Genomic DNA, 21,864 nt, shown 5'->3' on the forward strand with positions numbered 1-21,864 from the left:
TTAACTGAATGTATATATAATGCACTGTTATACTTAACTATATATTATTGTTAAAAAAGAAATTATGACATATCCGCACAAAAAACATATCGTTCTGTCCGAGCAAATGAATGAGTTAAAAAACAGAATAACTCAGTTGCAACAACAGCAGAAATTATCATTTATCGAAAAAATCAATAAAAGGGGAAATTTGTCAAAATTTTTTCTAGATGGTGTGCAAAAAATACTTGATTTTGTCACATCAATCATTACCTCCAGCAAAGAATTACCTATCATTGGATTTGTAATGCGAATGATTTCAGCAATTCCCAATGCAATAACCACATTGACTGATAAAAAAAGTTCTGTTGGAAGTAAAATTTTAGCTACGACGCTTCTTTTAGTTACAACTGGTTTTGGTATTGCAGCTTTTGTTCTAGGCGGAATAGTATCTGCCGGGATTGGATTGGCTTTCGCTTCGCTTGGTACTCTTATTGAGGGTATTTCATTACTAAGCTCGATAATAGAAAAATATCAATCCGCAAAAGCATATAAAGAAAAAAAAATATTTATGGACCTCATGGAAAAACGAGATTTATCTGCGTTAGATGATACCTACAGGGAGCGATTAGAGATTCGTGCTTTAGAACTAAAGTTTTTACTCAATAAGCCAAACTCCCTATTTAGTGAACGAATGGAAGAGGAACTGGAGTTTATTAATACGATTAGAGCTCAAAAAGGCTGGAAACAACTTCCTTTTTCTGATGATAGCCTTCCATCTAAACTTTTAGGTTTATATCAAGAGCGTGATGAAATGCTGTTATATTTAAAGAAAATGATACAAATTATTGAAAAAGAGGACATGACAGGAACAACAGTTGGAAACTCACAACTCATTGAATTAGTGAGTAATCTCCAACATGAGATCACTCAAATTGATGAAGATATTGAAAAAATTACTGAGCCATTGCACAAATTGAAACAACAAAACTTATTAGCCAATGAGACTATTGCCAAATCCTATACAAATTTTGCGCTAGGTGGGGTCGGGGTGATTCTGTCAGTTATTGGATTAATGGTGCTTATTAGTGCATTTGCTGCGCCACCTTTAGCAGGTACTATTTTATTTGGATTTGGTATTGGGCTTGCATCATTTGGATTGATTAAATGGGGCGTTGAGCAATATGCCAATAAGGAAGATAAAAAACTCATCAAGGAGCGTACAAAAGAGCATGAGGACACGATACTTGAAGAAGCACTTGATTGCTATGAGCACGAATTGTCAAAAGAGTACCAGCATGAAGGAAAATGCAGCTATTCGACAAGCTTAAGAAATATTCTGTTATCGAGTAAAACAAAAGAAGATGTTCTTGAGAGTAAAGATTTGATAAAAACATCTAAAGCATCAGCACCTAAGGAACCTGAAGAAAAAAATCGGAGCTTTTCCAATATTAGTTATTATAAATGAGATAAATTTTACATAATTAAAATCGCTCTATTTTCATTAGATTTCAAGGGACGGCTACATCCAGCTTTGCAAGAACCTAATGCTGATTCAAATAGATTCACATTCTTGGATCTCACCCATAAACTGAATCTTCGATACATCTCTTAAAAACTCAGTCTAGCTCAACTTTCTCCGACGTTCTATGGTTTGTAAGCAGATCAAGTTGTCAACAGCCCCTAATAATAAAAAATAAATAATGTGCTATATTTTAAGGGTTAATATAAATCTGATGCAGATCCTAAATATAAGGAATAAAAATATGAATAAGTTATTTGCAAGAATGAGTATATTTACTTTATTAATGAGTATGAGTTTTTGGGGTTGGTCAGCAGGAGCTTGTAAGGCTATTGCAATCTCCTGTATGCAAAATGGTTATTTTAAGGGTGGAGAAAGCTCAGGAAAAGATTTAATGAAACACTGTGTAATACCAGTAGTAGCAGGTACTAAAACATTACCTAATACAAATTTTAGTCCAGAACAATTACAACAATGTAAGATGGCATTAGCTGAAAAAATGAAGGATAAAATGCAACAACAGTCACAAACCCAGCAACAGCCACAATCCCAACAACAACCACAACAATAAAAAATAACTCTTTTTTCCTTAAACTGTTTCTTGAGTTATCTCTGAGTACACTCCGCGGCTTGTCCGCGGGGGGTATGTTTTAGCACAGTCCTCCTGAATTCCGTGGTAAGCCACGAAACGTCGGAGAAAGTTGAGCTAGACTGGGTTTTTAGAGGCAAGCATCCCCCTGAGCAGATACGTTTAGAGATGCCAGGAGGATTCAACTCCTAAGGGGGAAGTGGCTCTTTTATTATTTATTCCATTTGTAAGGATTGTATTACCGAGCCTAAGAAGCGAGTTGCTTCACCACCTGTAACTGCTCTATGATCAAAACTAAGTGATAAGGGAAGAATATTATGTACTTCTATCTTTCCTTCGACAGGAACAACCCCCTGATAAAGCTTGCCAACAGCTAAGATTGCAACCATGGGTGGAACAATAATAGGGCTTGCAAAGCGACCAGCAAACTTTCCAAAATTCGACAGTGTAATCGTAGCTCCTTTCAATTTGTCTGCTGTAATCTCACGATTACCCACTAACTGTTTAAATTCATTAATCATAGTGCGTAATTCGGTATCAGAGCGTTTTCCTGCATCATGGATAACAGGAACAAATAACCCCTCCTCATTGTCCATCGCCAAGCCAAGATGTACCTCATTAAAACACTGTCGTGCGCCATGTTTTGTATCAAACCATGCATTTAATGCAGGTTCATTTTTAGTGGCTTCAATTATCGCTCTAATGAGACGAACGGTGATATCAGTGCCAGATTTCCAGGCGCTTATATCTGCCTCATCAAAGATGCTTACAGGAACCACTTCGGCGTGTGACTGCGTCATGCTATTGAGCATAGCACGTCTTACTCCACGCAGAGGTTCAAAACCTACGGGAACTTGTGCGTTTTTATCTGCTTGGGCTTGAACATCATCTCGAGTGATGACCCCAAATTCTCCTGTACCTTTTACTGTAGATAAATCAACACCGAGTTTTTTTGCAAGCATTTTTACGACAGGAGTCGTTTTTATGCGATTTTGAGCAGTGTGTTGTATCCCAATAGTAAAAGTATCTTCGGATATTTCACTACTCTCTTCTAGATTGCCAACAACTGTTCCCTTATCGGCTGCTTTTGCAACTGACGATGCAAAGGCAACCAATGGTTCTCCTGTTTTAATAATATCACCTGGTTTGCCGTATAATTTACTTATAACTCCTGTTTGTGGGCAAGGAACATCCACTACCGCCTTAGCTGTTTCCATAGAAACTAGGGGTTGATCTACAACAACAGTATCTCCTTCTTTGACAAACCACTCATGAATCTCAGCATCAGGTAAGCCTTCACCTAAATCAGGTAGATTGAAAATATTCATTATTACTCCATTATGCTCATAACACTGTTTTTAATACGTGTAACACTGGGTATGTATTGCTTTTCCAGTTGGAAATAGGGCATTACTGTATCGTATCCAGTCACCCTTTGAACAGGGGCTATTAAATCAGCCATGGAATTTTCCATAATAAGGGCTGAAATTTCAGCGCCTACACCACAAGTTTTTGCTCCTTCATGCACAATAACACAACGTCCAGTTTTTTCTATTGAGGCCAAAATTGTTTCTATATCTAGGGGTTTAATTGTAGCGACATCAATTATTTCACAAGAAATTCCTTCATCTCTTAATTGCTTCGCTGCAAGTTGCGTTTCATGCAAACTGGCTCCCCAGCTTATTAAGGTAACATCATCACCTTGTTGTAGGGTGAAACACTTACCAATGGGAAGTGCCTCTCCATTATCCTCGACAGGTTGTTTAACAAGGCGATAAATACGCTTTGGTTCTAGAAAAATTACTGGATCGGGATTACGCATTGCCGCTAAGAGCAAACCATAAGCACGCTTAGGCGAAGAGGGTATAACAACTTGTAACCCTGGAATATGAGCAAATAATGCCTCAGTGCTTTCAGAGTGATGTTCTGGAGCTCTGATTCCTCCACCAAAAGGAGCTCGAAAAACGAGAGGGCAATGTAGGCGCCCACGAGTCCTGTTGCGCATACGAGCCGCATGAGAGATAATTTGATTCATAGCAGGGTAAATAAAACCCATAAATTGAAATTCGGCAACTGGCTTTAGGCCTTGTATGGACATTCCAATTGCTAGCCCTGCGATCATTGATTCTGCGAGAGGAGTATCAAATACTCTTTTTTCCCCGAAGCGTTCTTGTAATCCTACTGTTGCGCGAAAAACCCCACCGTTTTTACCTACATCTTCTCCAAAAACCACTACATTTTCATCGTGAGCTAACTCATAAGCTAAAGCCTGAGTCACTGCTTCAATTAAAGTAATATCAGGCATTTGTTGCTTCCTCCATAGCTATTGCACGTTGCTCAATCAAATACTCAGGTAGTTCAGCATAATGATAATCAAAAATACTAGTAATGGGTTGGGTTTTCATGTTCAGATATTCATTAACTGCTTTCTCAACTTCTTCTGAACACTTGATAACCAAGTTCTCCTCATCTTGCGCATTCCATATCTTTTGCTCCATGAGAAACTCTTTAAAGCGTGCAATAGGCTCTTTCGGTTTTGCTTTTTCTACATCATCACTGGGTTGGTATCGAGTTGCATCATCAGCAGTTGTATGATCGGATAAACGGTAAGATAATGCCTCAATTAAAGTTGGCCCATCACCTTGACGCGCTTTTTCAATGGCATTTCCTATGATCTGTCTTGTTGCTAAGATGTCATTGCCATCAACTTGCATGCCAGAAAAACCGGCAGCAATTGCTTTTTGTGCAATAGTTTGTGTCCCCGTTTGCTTCTCTCTGGGAACTGAAATAGCCCATTGATTATTATTTACTACAAAAACTACTGGTAATTTCCAAGTACCTGCTATATTTATTGCTTCATAGAAATCACCTTCAGAAGTACCACCTTCACCAAGACAAACCACTGCTACACGAGGTTGATTTCTGTATTGGAAAGCAAAAGCGATGCCTGTTGCATGCAAACATTGCGAGGCAATGGGAACGCAGATAGGTAAGTCCTCAGAATTACAAGAAAACTGACTACCACGTTCATCTCCTCCCCAAAAAGCAAGAATTTCAGACATTTTTACACCGCGTTGAAATTGTGCAGCATAATCTCGGTAATAGGGAACAAATACGTCTTCAGGGCGCATCGCATGGCCTATTGCCGCAGAAATTGCTTCTTGTCCATTAATAGGGGCATAAGTTCCCATTTTTCCGGTTCTTTGTAACGCAATTGCTTTTTTATCAAAGGTGCGCGTAAGAACCATTATTTTATAAAGTTCTTTTAATACGGTATGATCCTTGGCAAAATCAGGAAGTTGGCCTGCTAATTTTCCATGTTCATCCAAAAATTGAGTATAAGTAATGTCAAATTGAGCAACTGTTGCCATGTAGGCTCCTTGTCAATAAAGCGTGTGCATAGCATACTCACAAATGAATTTAAAAACCAGAGATAAGTAATGTGAGTTTGATTGAAAAGACATAGAAAAGTTGTATTTTGCTTACCAAGCAAAGGTTATCTTATAAGGCTGGTTATTAGCGGAGTGAGGACATAGCATATTAATATGAGATTTTCAGTTTAAACCGAAGTGGTTCACTATAAAAACCGAACTAGATATGGTGAAAGCAACTCGCTTTAAAGAAAATAGTCATGTTACATTAAAAATTATCGGGTTTGGAGATACTGCATTTAGGTCTTTAACTTTATGCCTTGTACTCGATTTGCTTGCAGAATCCGGAGATAATTAAATTTTTTGCTCAACTGTATTTAGACTATTAAAGGCTAAATGAATTACTTATGAGGATATATTTTGAATCAATTTGTACTATATTCTTTAGACTACTCTCCTTCTCTACCCGAATTGTATCAAAAACTTAGCCATCTTCCTGGTTTTGTATTACTTGAAAGTAGTGATCATTTGAGAGGACGTTATGATATTGTTAGTGCCTATCCTTATGATTTTATTCAAATTGATCAAAATATAAATAATATACCACAGCTGGTGAATCAATTAAATCATATCTTATCGTCTCAATTGGCAGTAGCCGATCTTCCTTTTCAAGGAGGGGCCATAGGTTATATTTCTTATGATTTTGGAGCAAGACAATTAGGAATCGATTCGAACGTACAATCGACATTGCAGGATATGCCCTTGTTAAATCTTGGTTTGTATGATTGGGCTATTATTGCGGATCATTATCAAAAATCGGTAACTTTATTTGCCGCAAACCTGCATCAGGCAACACAAGGAGTAGTCAAGGAAGTTTTAGATTTATGGCATGCCTCAGAAAGACAATGTAACAATGCCGTTCTTCAAAGCGATTTTACCCCTTTAATGAACCAAGAAAAGTATATCAAAGCTTTTATGGAGATTTATCAATCACTAAAAGAGGGTAGAAGTTATCAAGTCAATCTCACCCAGCCTTTTCTTGCTGCTTATGAAGGAGACAGTTGGGCTTTATATAAAAAAATCAGTAAACAAAATCCAGTGCCTTTCTCTGCTTTTCTAAGAACAACTGGCGCTGATATTTTAAGTTTTTCTCCCGAGCGTTTTTTGTATTATGATAATGGTCAATTAATTACATCACCTATTAAGGGAACCATTCGACGATCTACTGATCCTCTAGAAGATGAACACTTAAAACTCGAGTTAGGCTCTTGTGAAAAAAATAAGGCTGAAAATGTAATGATCGTTGATCTTTTACGCAATGACTTGGGCAAAATTGCTCAATCAGGCTCAGTCCAAGTAACTGGTTTATGTGAGGTCCAAAGTTATAATTCAGTTCATCATTTAGTAAGCACAATAGAGGCTCAGTGCTTATCATCCGTTCAACCATTTGATGCATTTTTATCTTGCTTTCCAGGTGGCTCTATTACAGGAGCGCCAAAAATCGAATCAATGCGTATTATTAATGAACAAGAGTTGTATGCGCGTGGTGTTTACTGTGGTGCAATTGGTTATTTTTCGCGGCATGGGCGTTTTGATACGAATATTGCAATTCGTACAATAACAGCTAAAGATAATTTTTTGCATTTAGCTGCTGGCGGAGGCATTGTTATTGACTCAAACTATGAAGATGAATATCGTGAATGTTTTATTAAAATGGCGGCAATTATGAATGGCCTCAAATGAATTAATAAGAAGTGGTTTTACAAATTCAGCAGTGATCGTTCTATATGAACAAGAATCTGATTCATTAATTCTAACTAAACGAAGCGATCAACTTCGGACTCACCCAGGTGAAATCTGCTTTCCTGGTGGAGTGTGGGAAGAGGGTGATGAAAATTACTATACTACAGCACTTAGAGAATTGAATGAAGAGCTAGGTATTAGCGCTAATCGTGTAACGCTAATAAGAGAATTAAAGATCCAAAAAACACTTTTAGGAAGCATTATTCATCCTTGGTTAGCAAGCATCAGCTCAGTACATCCTTATTATTTAAATACTCAGGAAGTGGTTCGTATAATTTCTATTCCCATGTCGTTAGTGCAAGATCCAAAAAATTATAGAACTTTTATGATTGAACGTAATGGACATCAGTATAAAACCTGCGAATTCACGGCAAATAAGGATTGGGTCTGGGGTGCAACAGCTAAGATAATGAAACAATTAATAAAATAAATCCAGTGCTCTATTTTTTACCTAAAAGCTCATATTTGGTTTATCGTAATCGCTTAGCTTTAATAACAGTATATCTTGTTAGGGACAGGTTTCCTCAGGAGGCATTGGTGCGTCAATAAAACGGCCGCACCTCATTAAGCCCCCAGACTATTTTTATACTGCAACAGCAGGCTTTTTATTAGACAGGCTTGGAGAAGAGGGGCTGTCTTGCGAATCATCTTTAAGTGCGCGACGAAGGATCTTACCCACATTCGTTTTGGGAAGTTCCTTATAAAACTCAACTTCTTTAGGAACTTTGTATGCGGTTAAATGTTCGCGACAATAAGAAATAACTTGTTCAGCAGTTAAGTTAGGATCTTTTTTTACAATACACGCTTTAACGCGCTCACCAGAATCCTTATCAAAAATTCCAACAACACCAACTTCTAAAACACCAGGATGCATTCCTATAACTTGCTCTATTTCATTAGGATAAACATTAAATCCAGAGACTAGTAACATGTCTTTTTTTCGATCAACCAAATAAATGAAACCTTCTTCATTCATTTTTCCTATGTCCCCAGTTTTTAAATAGCCATTCTTAGTAAAAACTAAAGCCGTTTCATCGGGGCGTTTCCAATAACCTGGAGTTACCTGAGGCCCTTTGATACATATTTCTCCACTTGTTCCTATAGGAACTTCATTCTCATTATCGTCTAGAATAGCTACTTCAGTAGAGGAAATAGGTACTCCTATACTGCCAGTGTATTCTGTACGATTCATTGGATTCATGATGGCTGCGGGACTTGTTTCTGTTAAGCCATATGCTTCTAATACAGGGGTCTTAGTCACTTCAAACCACTTGAGAGCCACACTTTTTTGTAAGGCCATTCCACCAGAAAGGGCAATTTTTAATCTACTAAAATCAACCTCTTTAAATTGTGGATGGTTTAATAAACCATTAAATAAGGTATTTACACCAGTAATTGCCGTAAAACGGACATTTTTAATCTCTTTAATAAAATTTCCCATATCACGAGGATTTGTAATGAGCACATTTTTTGCACCTTCTTTTAAAAAGGTTAAACAATTAGCCGTAAGGGAAAAAACATGGTATAGAGGAATCGCCGTTACAATGATTTCATTATCATTTAAGCCCAAAGGTTTTATCCATGAATCAGCTTGCAAAATATTAGCGATCATATTACCGTGTGTTAAAATAGCTCCTTTGGCTACGCCAGTCGTTCCCCCTGTATATTGCAGAAATGCAATATCATCATGAGTTAAGTCAACGTGATGTAATGGAGATTGTTTTCCTTCCAATAACGCATAATTAAAGGTTACTGCATGGGGGATGTGATACGGCGGTATCGCTTTTTTTACGTATTTAACTACCGAATTGACAATGATTCGTTTTATCGTAGGAAATAAATCGCCTATTTCAGTGATAAGAACATGCTTTAAATTAGGAATAGAGCTTAATCCTTTTTCAACAGTTTTTGCAAAATTAGCAAGTACTATAATTGCTTCGGCTCCAGAATCATTCATTTGGTGAATGAGTTCATCAGTGGTATACAGCGGATTTGTGTTAACAACAACATAGCCAGCTCGCAAAATAGCGAATAGAGCTACAGGATATTGGAGAACGTTAGGGAGCATAATTGCAATTCGCGCCCCTTTTTTTAAGTTAAGTTGTTGTAGGTAGGCAGCAAAATCACGACTTAATGTATTTAATTCTGCAAATGTAATACTATGTCCCATATTGGTATATGAAGGTTTATGAGCATAACGAGTACATGATTCTTTAAACAAAGCGACAAGGGAAGAATATTGACTTGGGTCAATTTCATGAGGAACTCCTTTTTGATATTGTTCAAACCACCGTTTATCCACCTTAATATCCTTCTGTTATTGGTTTTCACATGTTAGTATAAACAAAAATATTGATTATGGATATCATACTCATGAGTGAAAATACAACACAGACACAAGCGTTTAAATTAAAAGGGCGTCTTTATACATTTACTGTATTACATGTATTAAATACAAACATTAATCTTTTTTCACAACAACTCCATGATACAATAACCAAAGCACCAAAATTATTTGAACATATTCCAGTGGTTTTTGATTTGTCTGCGGTTCAACATCTAGAATTTGATTTACAAGCCTTAGTTCAGGCTGCACGAACTCATGGTATGATTCCTGTCGCCATTCAAGGCGGAACTGCATTGCATCATTCTTTAGCACAATGTCAGGGGTTAGCCGTGTTGCATGCTTCTTCAACTCAAGATAAGCCCATTGTTGAAACTATTGAAAACTCACCTCATGAAACAATAAAAACAACGGCAAAATTACTAACTACTCCTGTTCGATCAGGTCAACAAGTGGTTGCAAAAGGAACCGATCTTATCGTTACTTCTTCAGTGAGTCATGGCGCTGAATTATTAGCTGATGGGTGTATCCATGTATATGGTGCTTTAAGAGGAAGAGCTTTGGCTGGTATTTCTGGAGATAAAGAGGCGCGTATTTTTTGTCAATCACTTGAGGCAGAATTAGTATCAATTGCAGGTTTCTATCGTTTAAGCGATGCAATAGAACCTTGTAATAAACCTTGTCAAATTTATTTATTAGATGAACATATACACATTGAGCCCTTATGATAGATGTTGTTTTTATTTCAGATCTTCATTTGCATCCAGAGGATCAAAAAATTCAAGAGCGATTTAATCAATTTATTGAATGGGCAAAAGTTTCCGTTAAAAGCATTTATATTTTGGGAGATTTTTTTCATGCTTGGGCCGGAGATGATTCAATTGATGAGTGGAGTAGAGGCATCGCTCTTCAATTATATTCTCTGAGGAATCAAGGGATTAATATTTTTTATATGCATGGTAACCGTGATTTTTTATTGGGCAAGGGTTTTGCTCAACTTGCAGGTTGGACGATTTTATCTGAACCTACAGTCATTCAGTTGGGTCAAGAAAAAATACTTTTAGTGCATGGAGACCGTTATTGTACTAAAGACTTAGCACATCAACGTTTTAGACGATTAACGAGGAATAAGATATTTTCCTACTTTTTTTTAAGGTTACCGTTAAAATTGCGTCAGCGTTTGGTGAATCAAGTGCGTTATCGAAGTCAAATGAATCAAAATAGATCGATGGAAGAAATGGAAGTGGTTTCTGATGTGATTATCAAGCATATGATGTACTCTAGGGTAACGCAATTAATTCATGGACATACTCATAAACCGGGTATAACCATTTACGAAAATAATGTGGAAAAATTAAGACGTTATGTATTAAGTGACTGGGATGACAAACCTCAATTGTTGTGTTATGATAATACAAAAGGGCTCTGTTTTGCTCATATGTAATTTTTGTGGAGAGGCTAGGTATGACTAGTAGTAAAGATGATGAATATACGAAGAAAATGGCCGAGGCACAGGAGAAATCTGTAAAAGCAGCAGAGGAGCTCCGTAAACAAGAAAATGAAAGAATAGCTCAAGACTACCAAAATGCGCAAATGCTTAAGCGGCGGATGGAATATGCCCAGGCAATGGAGGAGCTTAGAAATAAGCATATACTCCATAAAGGGACTCAGCAAGAAACGACTCTTTGGGATGAAGTTAATCGCCTTGCTGACGAAGCCATGAAACCAGAACAAAATTCTTATCAAGACTATCGTGCTGCAATGATGTCTTTGTTGAATATGTTTGGCAAAATGAACAAAGCAATTGCTGTATCAAGGGAGCAAACCTTTGGGGAATATTATAACAAATATATCTATGAGAAAAATGAAGATCCAATTGGTAAAGCATGGCTTGCTCTGAAGAGTAAAATGCGTGATACACTAAAAGGTGATGCTGACATTGATCTACCTACTCTTCACCATAATGTCACATTTAAAGACGGGAAGCTAAATGTTGCTCCATTAACGCGTAAAGATGGCGGTTCTTTAGTAGTTTATGAAAAAGATCAAGACGGAAAACCTGTATATGAAAAAGATGCCAAAGGAAAACCTAAACTTGATGATAAAGGGCAGCCGATAAGAGTGGTTAGTTCGGACCCTCATCCTGTAAATGAAGCATTTAAGGCTCTTGTTGATGCGTGGTTAATAGAAAATAATTACCAGCCAGTGCCGGGCGAGCCAAATAAATACATGAATCCCACTACTGGTAAATATCTAGATGAAGATACATTCAATAGCTTAAAACCAACTCTTGATGACTTCCTAAAAAATCCAGCAAATGCTGAGTTGACTTTTGAAGAAGAACCATCTCATTCTCCTTCAATGAGAAGATAAGGTTTTTATTGATACGGTATTCCGCTATGAAAGCGAAATACCGTATCTGTTGTTAAAATAAAGCGATTCTCTAAAGATAAAAATATATGGAGTCGGTTTTCTATATCTCCACCGTATAATTTTGCTAACCTTAAGTAATCTTCAAAATGTCGGGCTTCGGATTTAATTAATGTACTGTAAAATTTTGCTAAATCTTGGTCTTCAAGGTAAGGAATAATGGCATGGAAACGCTCACACGATCGAGCTTCAATGATAGCGCCGATTATAAGTTGATCACATAAACGCTGAATCATGTCTCTACTCGTAACCTGCTTATGCATTTGAGTTGCATATCCAGAAGGCTGTAATGGACTGAATTGAATGCCTTTTCGAATCATAATTTGTAGCACTTTTTCAAAATGAAGCAACTCTTCGCGTGCTAAAGGCGACATCACTTCGACTAATTCCTTTTTTTCTGGATACTTACTGATGAAATTGATGGCAGTCGCGGCTGCTTTACGTTCACAATGTGCATGATCAATTAATAGTAAAGAAACGTGCTTTGCTGCGTACTCTAACCATTCTTGAGGTGTTTTTATCTGCAGAAAATCATTTACTGATTGTAAATCAGTATCTAATCGTTTTAACATCTATGGATACACTATACTTATTAAAATAAGCTGTCTTATATCACATACTTTGAAAAAATTAAATCGGATGAAAAATGAACGGGGAAGAAGTTAATAATGAATTAAGCCATTGGTTTTCTACTTATGGAGTCATTACGGCAGAACGTATCTTGGGGAAATACCAAGTTAATTTAGAACATGCAGAACTGGTTGAAGCAATTAAAACTCCGACGAGCTTCTATCGTCGTTTAGTGCAGGTTCCATTAAGAAATGTATTAAATGGTATTATTTTGGAACAAGCAAATGATTATCATGTTTATGCTCAAAAACTGTTTATTGATTATTTGTTATCTGGTGAAAGTGCTAAAGATGAAGAAGCCCAAGGCGCTGTAACTCGGGAAGCTTTAGAAAGGGAGCGACAACAATTAATATCCCTTGGTGACGAGTTTCATAAAATACATGGGCAACATGATTATCTCATTGCTGAAAGTCAATCAGTCCTGATAAAAGTAACACACCTGTTTAATAGTGAAATGGAAAAAGCGATTAATGCTTTGAGAGCTCCATTAAAAACTGCGGATTTTTCTGGACCTAAAAGTGAAACTCGTAAAGCAATTAGACACGCCTTGATTTATTGTAACAAAATGGATAATCAAACGGAGGAAAACAAGTTTGATTTTATTGAAAAAATGAATGAAATTCTTAAGGTATCGTTAAGTCAGGATCTCAAAGCAAGAATGGTCTTTAATTTGGAAAAAATATTTAAAATTGAATCTGATTTTAATGCACAAATAAGAGAGTATATTGTTAAGGCTGAAGAAATATTCGAATCAGCTAATTCTTTTCGAGATCAATTTTACGATACAATTCTTCGTGTCGTTGATCTTCTCAAGTTTTTGCCTGATTATAAGATTGATCCAGAACAAGACGCTATTAATAGAGAGCCTTTATATTTTGATAAAAGTATAGGATCTGCCAAGTAGAGAATAACAAATCCAATTTAAAAAAATAAATCAATCATTGACTTAAAAATGAATTTATATTAGCCATAGAGCAAGGATTTCGTGTATAATGTTGCACTTTAACATAAACCCTATGGAGTGCATAATGACAAAAGAATCCACATTGTCAATTATTAAACCTGATGCAGTAGCGAAATCTGTAATTGGTCAAATTTATACACGTTTTGAAAATGCTGGTCTAAACATCATTGCAGCAAAAATGATGCAACTTTCTCGTGAGCAAGCAGAAAATTTTTATGATATTCATCGTGCACGACCATTTTTCAAAGATTTAGTTGAGTTCATGATTTCAGGCCCAGTAATGGTTCAAGTATTACAAGGCGAAAACGCTGTTTTGACAAATAGAGAAATTATGGGCGCAACTAATCCTAAAGAAGCTGCTCCTGGAACTATTCGTGCTGATTTTGCTGACAGTATTGATGCAAATGCAGTACATGGTTCGGATAGTTTAGAAAATGCAGCTCGTGAAATTGCGTTCTTCTTTGAACCACATGAAATTTGTGAAAGGTAAAAATTTTAAAGGCATTAAGTGATTGTTTAGAGTGTAGCCAGGGAAAGCGAAGCGGAGCCCTGGGGTGTTATTTTGATTAAAGTCCTGAGATTTGCTCTTTTGCATGCCGGCTACATTATTCCTTAATCCCATTCTTGCTTAATGTCATTTAAATTTGGAGCGAAAATTGACTGCACAAAAAGTAAATCTATTGAATTATAATTATCAACAAATGCGTGAGCTATTAAGTAGTTGGGGTGAACAATCCTATCGCGCTCAACAGATAATACAGTGGATTCATCAAGCAGGATTAACGGACTTCGCTAAAATGACTAACCTAGGCAAATCGCTAAGAGAAAAATTATCTCAATTATCTTACATCGAATTACCAGAAATAATTGCTTGTCAAAAATCTAATGATGGAACTCATAAGTGGTTATTAAAGCTTGGATGCGGAAATTGTATTGAGACTGTATATATCCCTGAAACTAACCGCGGAACTTTATGTGTCTCCTCTCAAGTTGGATGTGCTTTGAATTGTTCTTTTTGTTCCACAGCAAAACAAGGTTTTAACCGAAATCTAACTACAGCCGAAATTATTGGGCAGGTTTGGTTGGCAGTACGTGAATTATCACAAAGTGAAGGGAATCATGACAAAAGAGTCACCAATGTGGTGATGATGGGGATGGGTGAACCCTTACTTAATTTTGATAATGTTGTTTCTGCAATGAATATTATGATGGATGATTTTGCATATGGATTATCAAAACGACGAGTTACTTTAAGTACTTCCGGGGTTTTACCCGATCTGGAGCGTTTAAGAGAGGTAAGTCCTGTAGCTCTAGCAGTTTCTCTTCATGCACCTAATGATGAATTGAGAAATGAACTCGTCCCAATTAATAAGAAATATCCATTAGCTCAATTAATGGCTTTGTGCAAAATTTATTTTAAAAATGAACCAAGAAGGAAAGTGACTTTTGAATATGTGATGCTTAAAGGTGTAAATGATCAACCTGAGCATGCAAGTCAATTAATTAAGTTATTACGTAATATTCCTGCAAAAGTAAACTTAATTCCTTTTAATCCATTTCCAATGACACAATATGAGCGCTCTTCGCAGGAGACAATTGATGCATTTAGAGAAAAATTAATGGCTCATGGAATTAACACGATTACTCGTAAAACGCGAGGTGATGATATTGATGCTGCATGTGGTCAATTAGCGGGAGAGGTAAAAGACAGAACAAGTCGCTCTCAAAGATGGCAAAAATTACACTTTATACCCAAGTCTGATCAAGAACAGCGTACGAGAGAATAAAATTCAGCGATATATAGGAAATTCAGAAGCCGAATGAATTGCCAACAAACCCCTTATTATTTATGACAAATCATTTTTAATTTATCAGTAAGCGGTTATAATGCCCAATCATTTTATAATCTTATTTGGAATATTGTGCTAAAAAGGTTTTATTCCTTGTTGATTATGGTTTGCTTGTTGATGCAGGCCTGTACCCATAATGACGAAAGTGAAAAACAAAATTTAAAAAAGCCCGATCTTGGTAAGGCTGCATCATACAATGTTCAGCTTGGGTTAGGTTATTTAAAACAAGGGGACAGGCCACGAGCGAAAAAAAAATTGCTTACTGCATTTGAGCAAGAGCCTGTATCACCTGATGTTAATTCAGCATTAGCTTATTATTTTGAACAAACCAAAGAATTGGAGCAAGCTGAAAAATACTATTTAAAAGCTATATCGCTAGCTGGAAGCGGAGGGGCTCAACTTAATAATTATGGTGCTTTTTTATGTCGCCAAGGTGATTATAAAAAAGCTGAAAAATACTTTTTAAAAGCAGTTAATGATTTACAATACATACATACTGCAGGGGCTTATGAAAATGCAGGATTATGCGCATTATCTGTTTCTAATGATGAACAGGCTATGTTTTATTTCACAAAAGCATTAAATCAAGATCCCTCACGGAAGGTATCCTTATATGAATTGCTGAAATTAGAAATTAAAACGGGAAAAGAGCAAGATGCTTTTGCTTTAGTGCAGAATCATCCTGATTTAGTTTTAAATGACAAAATATTGTTATCTTTAGCTAAAGAGGTTTCTGAGAAGGTGGGGCAGCATCGTATTGCTGCAGAATATGAGCAAAGTATAAATAATTTGAATTCCCATATCGATAACAGTGGAGTAAATAATGAACACAATAACCACTCTGGATGAAAATATGCTTGAAAATGATAAGAATCCAGGAGCGCACCTTGCCTCTATACGAGAACAAAAAGGTTATACTATCGAATATGTTGCTAATAAGCTTCATTTAAGAGCTCGTATTATTGAATTAATTGAAAATAACGAGTTTCATTTGTTGCCTGAACCTGTTTTTGTTAAAGGATATTTGCGTGCTTACGCCAAGTTATTAGGTACTTCTCCAGAGCCTTATTTAGCAATATTTAATAAACAATACCTTGTTGAGAGAAAACCTGAACGAGCTTTATGGCAACAGAGTAAACGCGAATCTCATAAAGCAGAACATATCATTCGTTGGTTTACTGTCTTATTTGCTTTGGGGGTTATTGTTGCTGTTGGTATTTGGTGGCAAAAAAATAGAGATAATCAACAGGTATTTTCGACAAATAGTGCTGCTCCTGCTGATTTATCGCTGAATCAACAAACACCGGTAAATAAAAATTTAGAGATTAAGTTAACTGATATATCTAAAATGCAATCTTTGCTCAATCCTAAACCAGAAATGTCTCCAATGGAGAAGAGAAGTGACTGAGCGAATTCAAGCAATCCGTGGTATGAATGATGTACTGCCTGATGCAACTGTTTTATGGCGTGTTTTAGAACAAGTGTTTATTCAGGTTCTTGCTCGTTATGGTTATCAAGAAATACGTTTTCCACTTGTTGAAAGTACGCAATTATTTAAACGTACTATTGGTGAGGTCACGGATATTGTTGAAAAAGAAATGTACACTTTCAACGATCTAAATGGCGATAGCATTACCCTTAGGCCAGAAGGAACTGCAGGTTGTGTCCGTGCATGTCTTGAGCACGGTCTTTTGCATAATCAACAACAAAAATTGTGGTATATGGGGCCTATGTTTCGTCATGAACGACCCCAGAAAGGCAGATATAGACAGTTTAATCAACTTGGTGTTGAAGCATTTGGAATGTCAGGGGCAATGATCGAATTGGAGTTGATCTCTATTTGCCGTAAGTTTTGGGAGCAGTTAGGTTTTGATGATTTAGTTCGATTGCAGGTGAATACTTTAGGTGAATTATCCGAGAGACATCACTATAAGAAAGTTTTGGTAGAATATTTGTCGGATCATAAAAACCAATTGGATGAAGACAGTAAACGAAGATTAGATCGAAATCCATTGCGGATTTTGGACAGTAAAAACCCTGAGATGCAGCCTTTATTAGCTAATGCGCCAAAATTAATTGATGTCTTGGGAGAAAATAGCTGTGCACATTTTCAGTCTTTTTGTGATGGCTTAGATGCATTAAAAATTTCTTATGAAGTAAATCCAGTTTTAGTTCGTGGACTTGATTATTATGGGCATACAGTCTTCGAATGGGTTACAGATAAATTAGGTAGCCAAGCAACTGTTTGTGCTGGAGGTCGTTACGATATACTTGTAGAACAATTAGGTGGTAATCCAACGCCCGCAGCTGGTTTTGCATTAGGTATAGAAAGAATTTATTTGCTTATGGAAACTTTAAATCTATTAAAGCAAGAAGAGAAAAAAAATACTTTATATATTATTGCTACAAATGATCATGCTGTGATTCGTGGACTTAAGATTGCTGAATCAATTCGTAATGTATATCCTAACGTTGACGTATTGGTAAATACTGCAGGGGGAAGCTTTAAAAGCCAATTTAAAAAAGCAGATAAAAGTGGTGCTCGCTTGGCTTTGATTTTGGGTGAAGATGAAATGATCCAAGAACAAATTGGCATTAAAAATTTACGCAATGGAACAGATCAAATTACAGTAAATCAAAATATGCTTCATCAAGCTTTAAAAGATTATTTAGAATGAGTGTGGGAGAGTGCTATGTCAGTGTATATGACTGAAGAGGAACAATTAGAATCAATAAAAAAATGGTGGAAGCGATATGGTAATCTGATTACTATTGTAGTATCGCTAATACTCTTTGGTGTTGCTGGATATCGGTATTTGCATTGGCATCAAGATAAATTGATCCAACAAGCTTCAGTTGCATATGAGCATATGATGGTAGCTCTTTCAAATCATAATATTAAAGCGGTAAGATCTTATGCTAATGAATTAATCCATGAACATAGTGGCTCGGTTTACGCAGATGTCGCTCATATGACTCTCGCCAAGATTTATGTATCCAAAAATAAATTAGACAAGGCTACAGAGGAATTACAAAGCGTTGCTTCTACTAGTCAAATGCTTGCATTAAAACAAATAGCAAAAATTCGTATAGCACGTATCTATGCAGCAGAAAAATCTTATACCAATGCATTAAAAGAACTTAGCAGCATTGATGATAATACCTATTTACCAGTAATTAATGAATTGAAGGGTGATATTTATGGGGCAACAGGTCAATATCAAGAAGCCATGAACTCTTATAAACTCGCTTTAGATGAAGTAAAAACAAATGGAATGGGTAATCTGTTTTTGGAAATGAAAACAAATCAGATAGCAAGTAAGTCGCATTCAATGATTTCAGGAGATAAAAAAGTACAGTCTGCATAGTTGAGCCATTGAAAATGGAATATCAGAAATTCTGTATTATTTTGCTAATTCGTAATTTGATGGGAAGAGGTATCCTAAAATTTCTTTGATTCCCTGACTTAACTTCGTCCTGGTTACAAGATTAAAAACTTGGAGAAAATCAGATTTGAGAGTTTGAGAGCAGGTTGGATGAAAATAATATTAAAAAGATATTTTCATCCAAATATACTAATATGGCTTTTTGGTGAATTATTAAAGATTTAGGCATAATTAAGCGATTGAATTTAATAAATTCGAGCAGTACAAATTGAGGTTTTATTTTCATGAAAATTAAATTTTTTATTTTATTTATCCTTATTTTGGCACAAGGGTGCTCCAAGCTTGATGATTATATGTTAGGTAAAGACAACACCCCAAAACCTAAAGAGCTTAAAGAAATTCAAGATAAAGTTAAAGTAAGCAAGACATGGACTGTTTCTGTGGGGAAAGTGTCCAAAAATAAAGAATACTTAAGACTTAAGCCAGTAGTTCAAGGCCGTACTATATACATTGCGGATGCTGGTGGAATTGTTCAGGCCGTGAACAAAAATAACGGTAAAATAAAATGGACTACACCCCTTAAACATGGTTTAGTGAGTGGTCCCACAATTGCAAATGGATATATTGCTGTAGGTACAAGTAACTCTTCAGTTGTTGTATTAGATCAGAATGGTAAAAAATTATGGCAGGCTAAGGTTTCCGGTGAAATTTTATCTCCACCTACTATTGTGCACCGGAAAGTAATCGTTAAAACAATTGATGGCAAGATATATTCATTCAATGCTGCAGATGGTAAACAATTATGGACAGCAGAACATGGTTCACCCAGTTTAATTCTAAAGGCAAGCTCATCTCCAATAGTGATGGGAAATTTGCTGTTAATTGGTTTTTCTGATGGGAAATTAGATGCGCTTGATATAGATACGGGTCGTGTCATCTGGCAACGAAGTATCGTTTATGCTGCTGGATCAAGCGATGTTGAGCGTTTGGTAGATATAGATGCGGATCCAATAGTTGAAAATAATGTAGTTTATTTAGCAACTTATCAAGGTTTTATTGGTGCGTTGTCACTTTCTGATGGACAATTTATTTGGAAAAAACCGGGTTCTGTTTACAAAAACATGGTTTTAAGTGGAAATACTTTATATGTTACTGATAGCCATGATGTAATATGGTCACTTGATAAACATAGCGGTCGAGTAAATTGGAAGCAAACTGCTTTAAAAGCAAGGATATTGACTGAGCCCACTTTAATTAATAATGATATTGTTGTAGGTGATAAAACGGGATATCTTCATTTTCTAGACTCACAAACAGGTGAAGTACTGGCTCGCGCAAAAATTTCGGGAGGAATAAGTATTTCTCCAACTGTAATAGGAAGTAAGTTATACGTATTAACGGACAATGGAATGCTTAATCAATTATCTGTGAGTTAAACATGATCCCTGTGATTGCACTTGTTGGACGTCCTAATGTTGGTAAGTCTACTTTATTTAATAAATTGACAAAAACACAAGATGCTCTTGTCGCTGATTATCCTGGCTTAACTCGGGACAGACAATATGGCCAAGCGCAACATGATGATAAGCATTATATCGTTGTTGACACTGGCGGTATCGGTGTCGATGATATTGCTGTTGATGGTTTAATGTCAAAACAATCTGAAATAGCATTGAATGAAGCTGATATTGTATTGTTTTTAGTTGATGGACGGGCTGGTTTAACAGGTATTGATGAAAAAATCGCAAGCAATTTACGAAAATTAAATAAAAAGCTCTATCTTGTTGTTAATAAAACAGAAGGTTTGGATGATGACATTGCGTGTGCCGATTTTCAATCTTTAGGTATTACGAGCGTACACTCCATTTCTTCATCTCATGGTAGTGGTATACGATCATTATTGGATGATATTTTATCGCCGTTTATCTCACAATGTGATGAGGTTGAAGAGGAGCATGCGATTAAAATTGCCTTTGCTGGTCGCCCTAATGTTGGAAAATCAACTTTGATTAATCGAATTTTAGGTGAGGAACGAGTCGTTGTTTATGATATGCCAGGAACTACCAGAGATAGTATTGCCATTCCTTTTGCCAGAGATAATCAAAAGTATGTTTTAATTGACACTGCCGGAGTACGAAGAAAATCTCGAATAGATGAAAAAATAGAGAAATTTTCAGTGATTAAAACACTAAAGGCAATTGAAGAGTCAAATGTATGTTTACAACTATTGGATGCTAATGAAGGAATTACCGATCAAGACATGAACTTGCTTGGTTTTATTATTGAATCAGGCAAAGCTTTAGTGATTGCTGTGAACAAATGGGATGGATTGGACGAAGAGCATAAGGAAAAAATAAAAAGCGATTTATCGAGAAGATTACACTTTGCGAATTTTGCAAAAATCAGATTTATTTCAGCCTTACATGGTAGTGGGGTAGGGAATCTGTTTAAAGATATTAATGAAGCTTATACTTCTGCAATCCAATCTTTTTCTACACCAAAATTAACCCGCTTACTTCAAGACCTCAGTATAAAACATACTCCTCCATGTGTGAATGGGCGCAGGATTAAGTTGCGTTATGCCCATCTTGGTGGTCATAATCCACCAGTTATTGTCATTCATGGAAACCAATTGGCTGACTTGCCTGATAGCTATAAACGTTATCTTAATAATGAGTTTATTAGGCATCTTGGATTAGTTGGAACCCCTTTGAAACTTGAGTTTAAGGGGGGAATGAATCCCTTCGCTGATAAGAAAAATAAGCTATCACAACGACAAGTTAATAAAAAAAGAAGATTAATGAGTCATGTGAAAAAGAACGTCAAAAAAAAGAAATAGGTTGCTTGGAAAAGAGCTATCTGTTTCAGTTCAATATCGATTTAGTTAGACTGGGTCATTCAGTAGCCTTGCTCAATAACTTAAACCAGTCTAATCTTTGAATTAGATAACAAATTTATTATTTATTAAATCTATAGAGCTTAAATAAAGTAGGGCA

General features: G+C 36.2%; 22 protein-coding genes. 17 read left to right on the forward strand and 5 right to left on the reverse strand.

All coding sequences use genetic code 11. The features are described from left to right. Positions 1-64 precede the first annotated feature (64 nt). Together Lsan_RS16835 and Lsan_RS16840 are read left to right on the forward strand one after the other, a co-directional pair. A complete protein-coding gene (locus tag Lsan_RS16835; RefSeq protein WP_058515275.1) occupies positions 65-1,447 on the forward strand; it encodes a T4SS effector SidA family protein in 1,383 nt (460 codons plus the stop codon). 298 nt (positions 1,448-1,745) lie between these two features. Then, entirely contained in the window at positions 1,746-2,072 is a 327-nt protein-coding gene (locus tag Lsan_RS16840) for a hypothetical protein (protein WP_058515276.1), read from the forward strand. A 233-nt stretch (positions 2,073-2,305) separates the two neighbouring features. On the opposite strand, the gene Lsan_RS16845 is transcribed toward Lsan_RS16840, so the two are convergent. The 3 genes from Lsan_RS16845 to pdhA are packed head-to-tail and all read right to left on the reverse strand — an operon-like array spanning position 2,306 to position 5,461. After that, the gene (locus Lsan_RS16845) at positions 2,306-3,418 is read right to left on the reverse strand and encodes a dihydrolipoamide acetyltransferase family protein (protein WP_058515277.1); all 1,113 of its coding nucleotides are present in this window, start codon (positions 3,416-3,418) and stop codon (positions 2,306-2,308) included. Positions 3,419-3,420: 2 nt separating this feature from the next. Next, the gene (locus tag Lsan_RS16850; protein ID WP_058515278.1) at positions 3,421-4,395 is read right to left on the reverse strand and encodes an alpha-ketoacid dehydrogenase subunit beta; all 975 of its coding nucleotides are present in this window, start codon (positions 4,393-4,395) and stop codon (positions 3,421-3,423) included. Next, positions 4,388-5,461: a pyruvate dehydrogenase (acetyl-transferring) E1 component subunit alpha gene (gene pdhA, locus Lsan_RS16855; protein ID WP_058515279.1), complete on the reverse strand. Its 1,074-nt coding sequence runs from the start codon at positions 5,459-5,461 to the stop codon at positions 4,388-4,390. Before pdhA ends, Lsan_RS16850 begins: the two co-directional genes overlap by 8 nt. Positions 5,462-5,687: 226 nt before the next feature. Here pdhA and Lsan_RS23390 point away from each other — a divergent pair, with 226 nt between their 5' ends. From Lsan_RS23390 to Lsan_RS16865, 3 genes are all read left to right on the forward strand, one after another. Further along, positions 5,688-5,819, forward strand: coding sequence for a hypothetical protein (locus Lsan_RS23390; protein ID WP_272947158.1), 132 nt, complete (start codon positions 5,688-5,690; stop codon positions 5,817-5,819). 62 nt (positions 5,820-5,881) lie between these two features. Further along, positions 5,882-7,204 carry an aminodeoxychorismate synthase component I gene (gene pabB / locus Lsan_RS16860; protein ID WP_058515280.1) on the forward strand — a complete coding sequence of 441 codons (1,323 nt, stop codon included), beginning with the start codon at positions 5,882-5,884 and terminating at the stop codon, positions 7,202-7,204. After that, positions 7,191-7,694: an NUDIX hydrolase gene (locus Lsan_RS16865; RefSeq protein WP_058515281.1), complete on the forward strand. Its 504-nt coding sequence runs from the start codon at positions 7,191-7,193 to the stop codon at positions 7,692-7,694. The genes pabB and Lsan_RS16865 overlap by 14 nt, the downstream gene beginning before the upstream one ends. Before the next feature lie 153 nt (positions 7,695-7,847). Here Lsan_RS16865 and Lsan_RS16870 read toward each other — a convergent pair whose 3' ends face one another. Beyond that, positions 7,848-9,566, reverse strand: coding sequence for an AMP-binding protein (locus Lsan_RS16870; RefSeq protein WP_058515282.1), 1,719 nt, complete (start codon positions 9,564-9,566; stop codon positions 7,848-7,850). Positions 9,567-9,637: 71 nt separating this feature from the next. On the opposite strand from Lsan_RS16870, the gene minC reads away from it, so the two are divergent. From minC to Lsan_RS16885, 3 genes are read left to right on the forward strand one after another with little or no spacing between them, the layout of a single operon-like run. Next, a complete protein-coding gene (minC, locus tag Lsan_RS16875) occupies positions 9,638-10,336 on the forward strand; it encodes a septum site-determining protein MinC (protein ID WP_058515283.1) in 699 nt (232 codons plus the stop codon). Further along, the gene (locus Lsan_RS16880; RefSeq protein ID WP_058515284.1) at positions 10,333-11,052 is read left to right on the forward strand and encodes a UDP-2,3-diacylglucosamine diphosphatase; all 720 of its coding nucleotides are present in this window, start codon (positions 10,333-10,335) and stop codon (positions 11,050-11,052) included. Before minC ends, Lsan_RS16880 begins: the two co-directional genes overlap by 4 nt. Positions 11,053-11,072: 20 nt before the next feature. After that, positions 11,073-11,981 (forward strand): hypothetical protein, encoded by a 909-nt coding sequence (locus Lsan_RS16885; protein WP_058515285.1) that lies wholly within the window; start codon positions 11,073-11,075, stop codon positions 11,979-11,981. Between the two features lie 5 nt (positions 11,982-11,986). On the opposite strand, the gene Lsan_RS16890 is transcribed toward Lsan_RS16885, so the two are convergent. Then, on the reverse strand, positions 11,987-12,610 hold the full coding sequence (locus Lsan_RS16890) for a MiaE family protein (RefSeq protein ID WP_058515286.1): 624 nt from the start codon (positions 12,608-12,610) through the stop codon (positions 11,987-11,989). A 74-nt stretch (positions 12,611-12,684) separates the two neighbouring features. On the opposite strand from Lsan_RS16890, the gene Lsan_RS16895 reads away from it, so the two are divergent. The 9 genes from Lsan_RS16895 (at position 12,685) to der (ending at position 21,707) form a co-directional block, all read left to right on the forward strand. Beyond that, a complete protein-coding gene (locus tag Lsan_RS16895; protein ID WP_058515287.1) occupies positions 12,685-13,572 on the forward strand; it encodes a hypothetical protein in 888 nt (295 codons plus the stop codon). A 124-nt stretch (positions 13,573-13,696) separates the two neighbouring features. After that, positions 13,697-14,122: a nucleoside-diphosphate kinase gene (gene ndk, locus Lsan_RS16900; RefSeq protein WP_058515288.1), complete on the forward strand. Its 426-nt coding sequence runs from the start codon at positions 13,697-13,699 to the stop codon at positions 14,120-14,122. A gap of 166 nt (positions 14,123-14,288) precedes the next feature. Further along, positions 14,289-15,419 carry a dual-specificity RNA methyltransferase RlmN gene (rlmN, locus tag Lsan_RS16905; protein ID WP_058515289.1) on the forward strand — a complete coding sequence of 377 codons (1,131 nt, stop codon included), beginning with the start codon at positions 14,289-14,291 and terminating at the stop codon, positions 15,417-15,419. A gap of 135 nt (positions 15,420-15,554) precedes the next feature. After that, the gene (pilW, locus tag Lsan_RS16910; protein ID WP_058515290.1) at positions 15,555-16,331 is read left to right on the forward strand and encodes a type IV pilus biogenesis/stability protein PilW; all 777 of its coding nucleotides are present in this window, start codon (positions 15,555-15,557) and stop codon (positions 16,329-16,331) included. Continuing rightward, entirely contained in the window at positions 16,306-16,890 is a 585-nt protein-coding gene (locus Lsan_RS16915) for a helix-turn-helix domain-containing protein (RefSeq protein WP_058515291.1), read from the forward strand. The genes pilW and Lsan_RS16915 overlap by 26 nt, the downstream gene beginning before the upstream one ends. Then, positions 16,883-18,160, forward strand: coding sequence for a histidine--tRNA ligase (hisS, locus tag Lsan_RS16920; RefSeq protein WP_058515292.1), 1,278 nt, complete (start codon positions 16,883-16,885; stop codon positions 18,158-18,160). Before Lsan_RS16915 ends, hisS begins: the two co-directional genes overlap by 8 nt. A gap of 15 nt (positions 18,161-18,175) precedes the next feature. Next, a complete protein-coding gene (locus Lsan_RS16925; RefSeq protein WP_058515293.1) occupies positions 18,176-18,850 on the forward strand; it encodes a YfgM family protein in 675 nt (224 codons plus the stop codon). A 302-nt stretch (positions 18,851-19,152) separates the two neighbouring features. Beyond that, on the forward strand, positions 19,153-20,304 hold the full coding sequence (gene bamB / locus Lsan_RS16930; protein WP_058515294.1) for an outer membrane protein assembly factor BamB: 1,152 nt from the start codon (positions 19,153-19,155) through the stop codon (positions 20,302-20,304). A 2-nt stretch (positions 20,305-20,306) separates the two neighbouring features. Continuing rightward, a complete protein-coding gene (gene der / locus Lsan_RS16935; RefSeq protein ID WP_058515295.1) occupies positions 20,307-21,707 on the forward strand; it encodes a ribosome biogenesis GTPase Der in 1,401 nt (466 codons plus the stop codon). Positions 21,708-21,864: the final 157 nt, after the last annotated feature.

Source organism: Legionella santicrucis, from assembly GCF_001468135.1.
GTDB classification, from domain to species: Bacteria; Pseudomonadota; Gammaproteobacteria; order Legionellales; family Legionellaceae; genus Legionella; species Legionella santicrucis.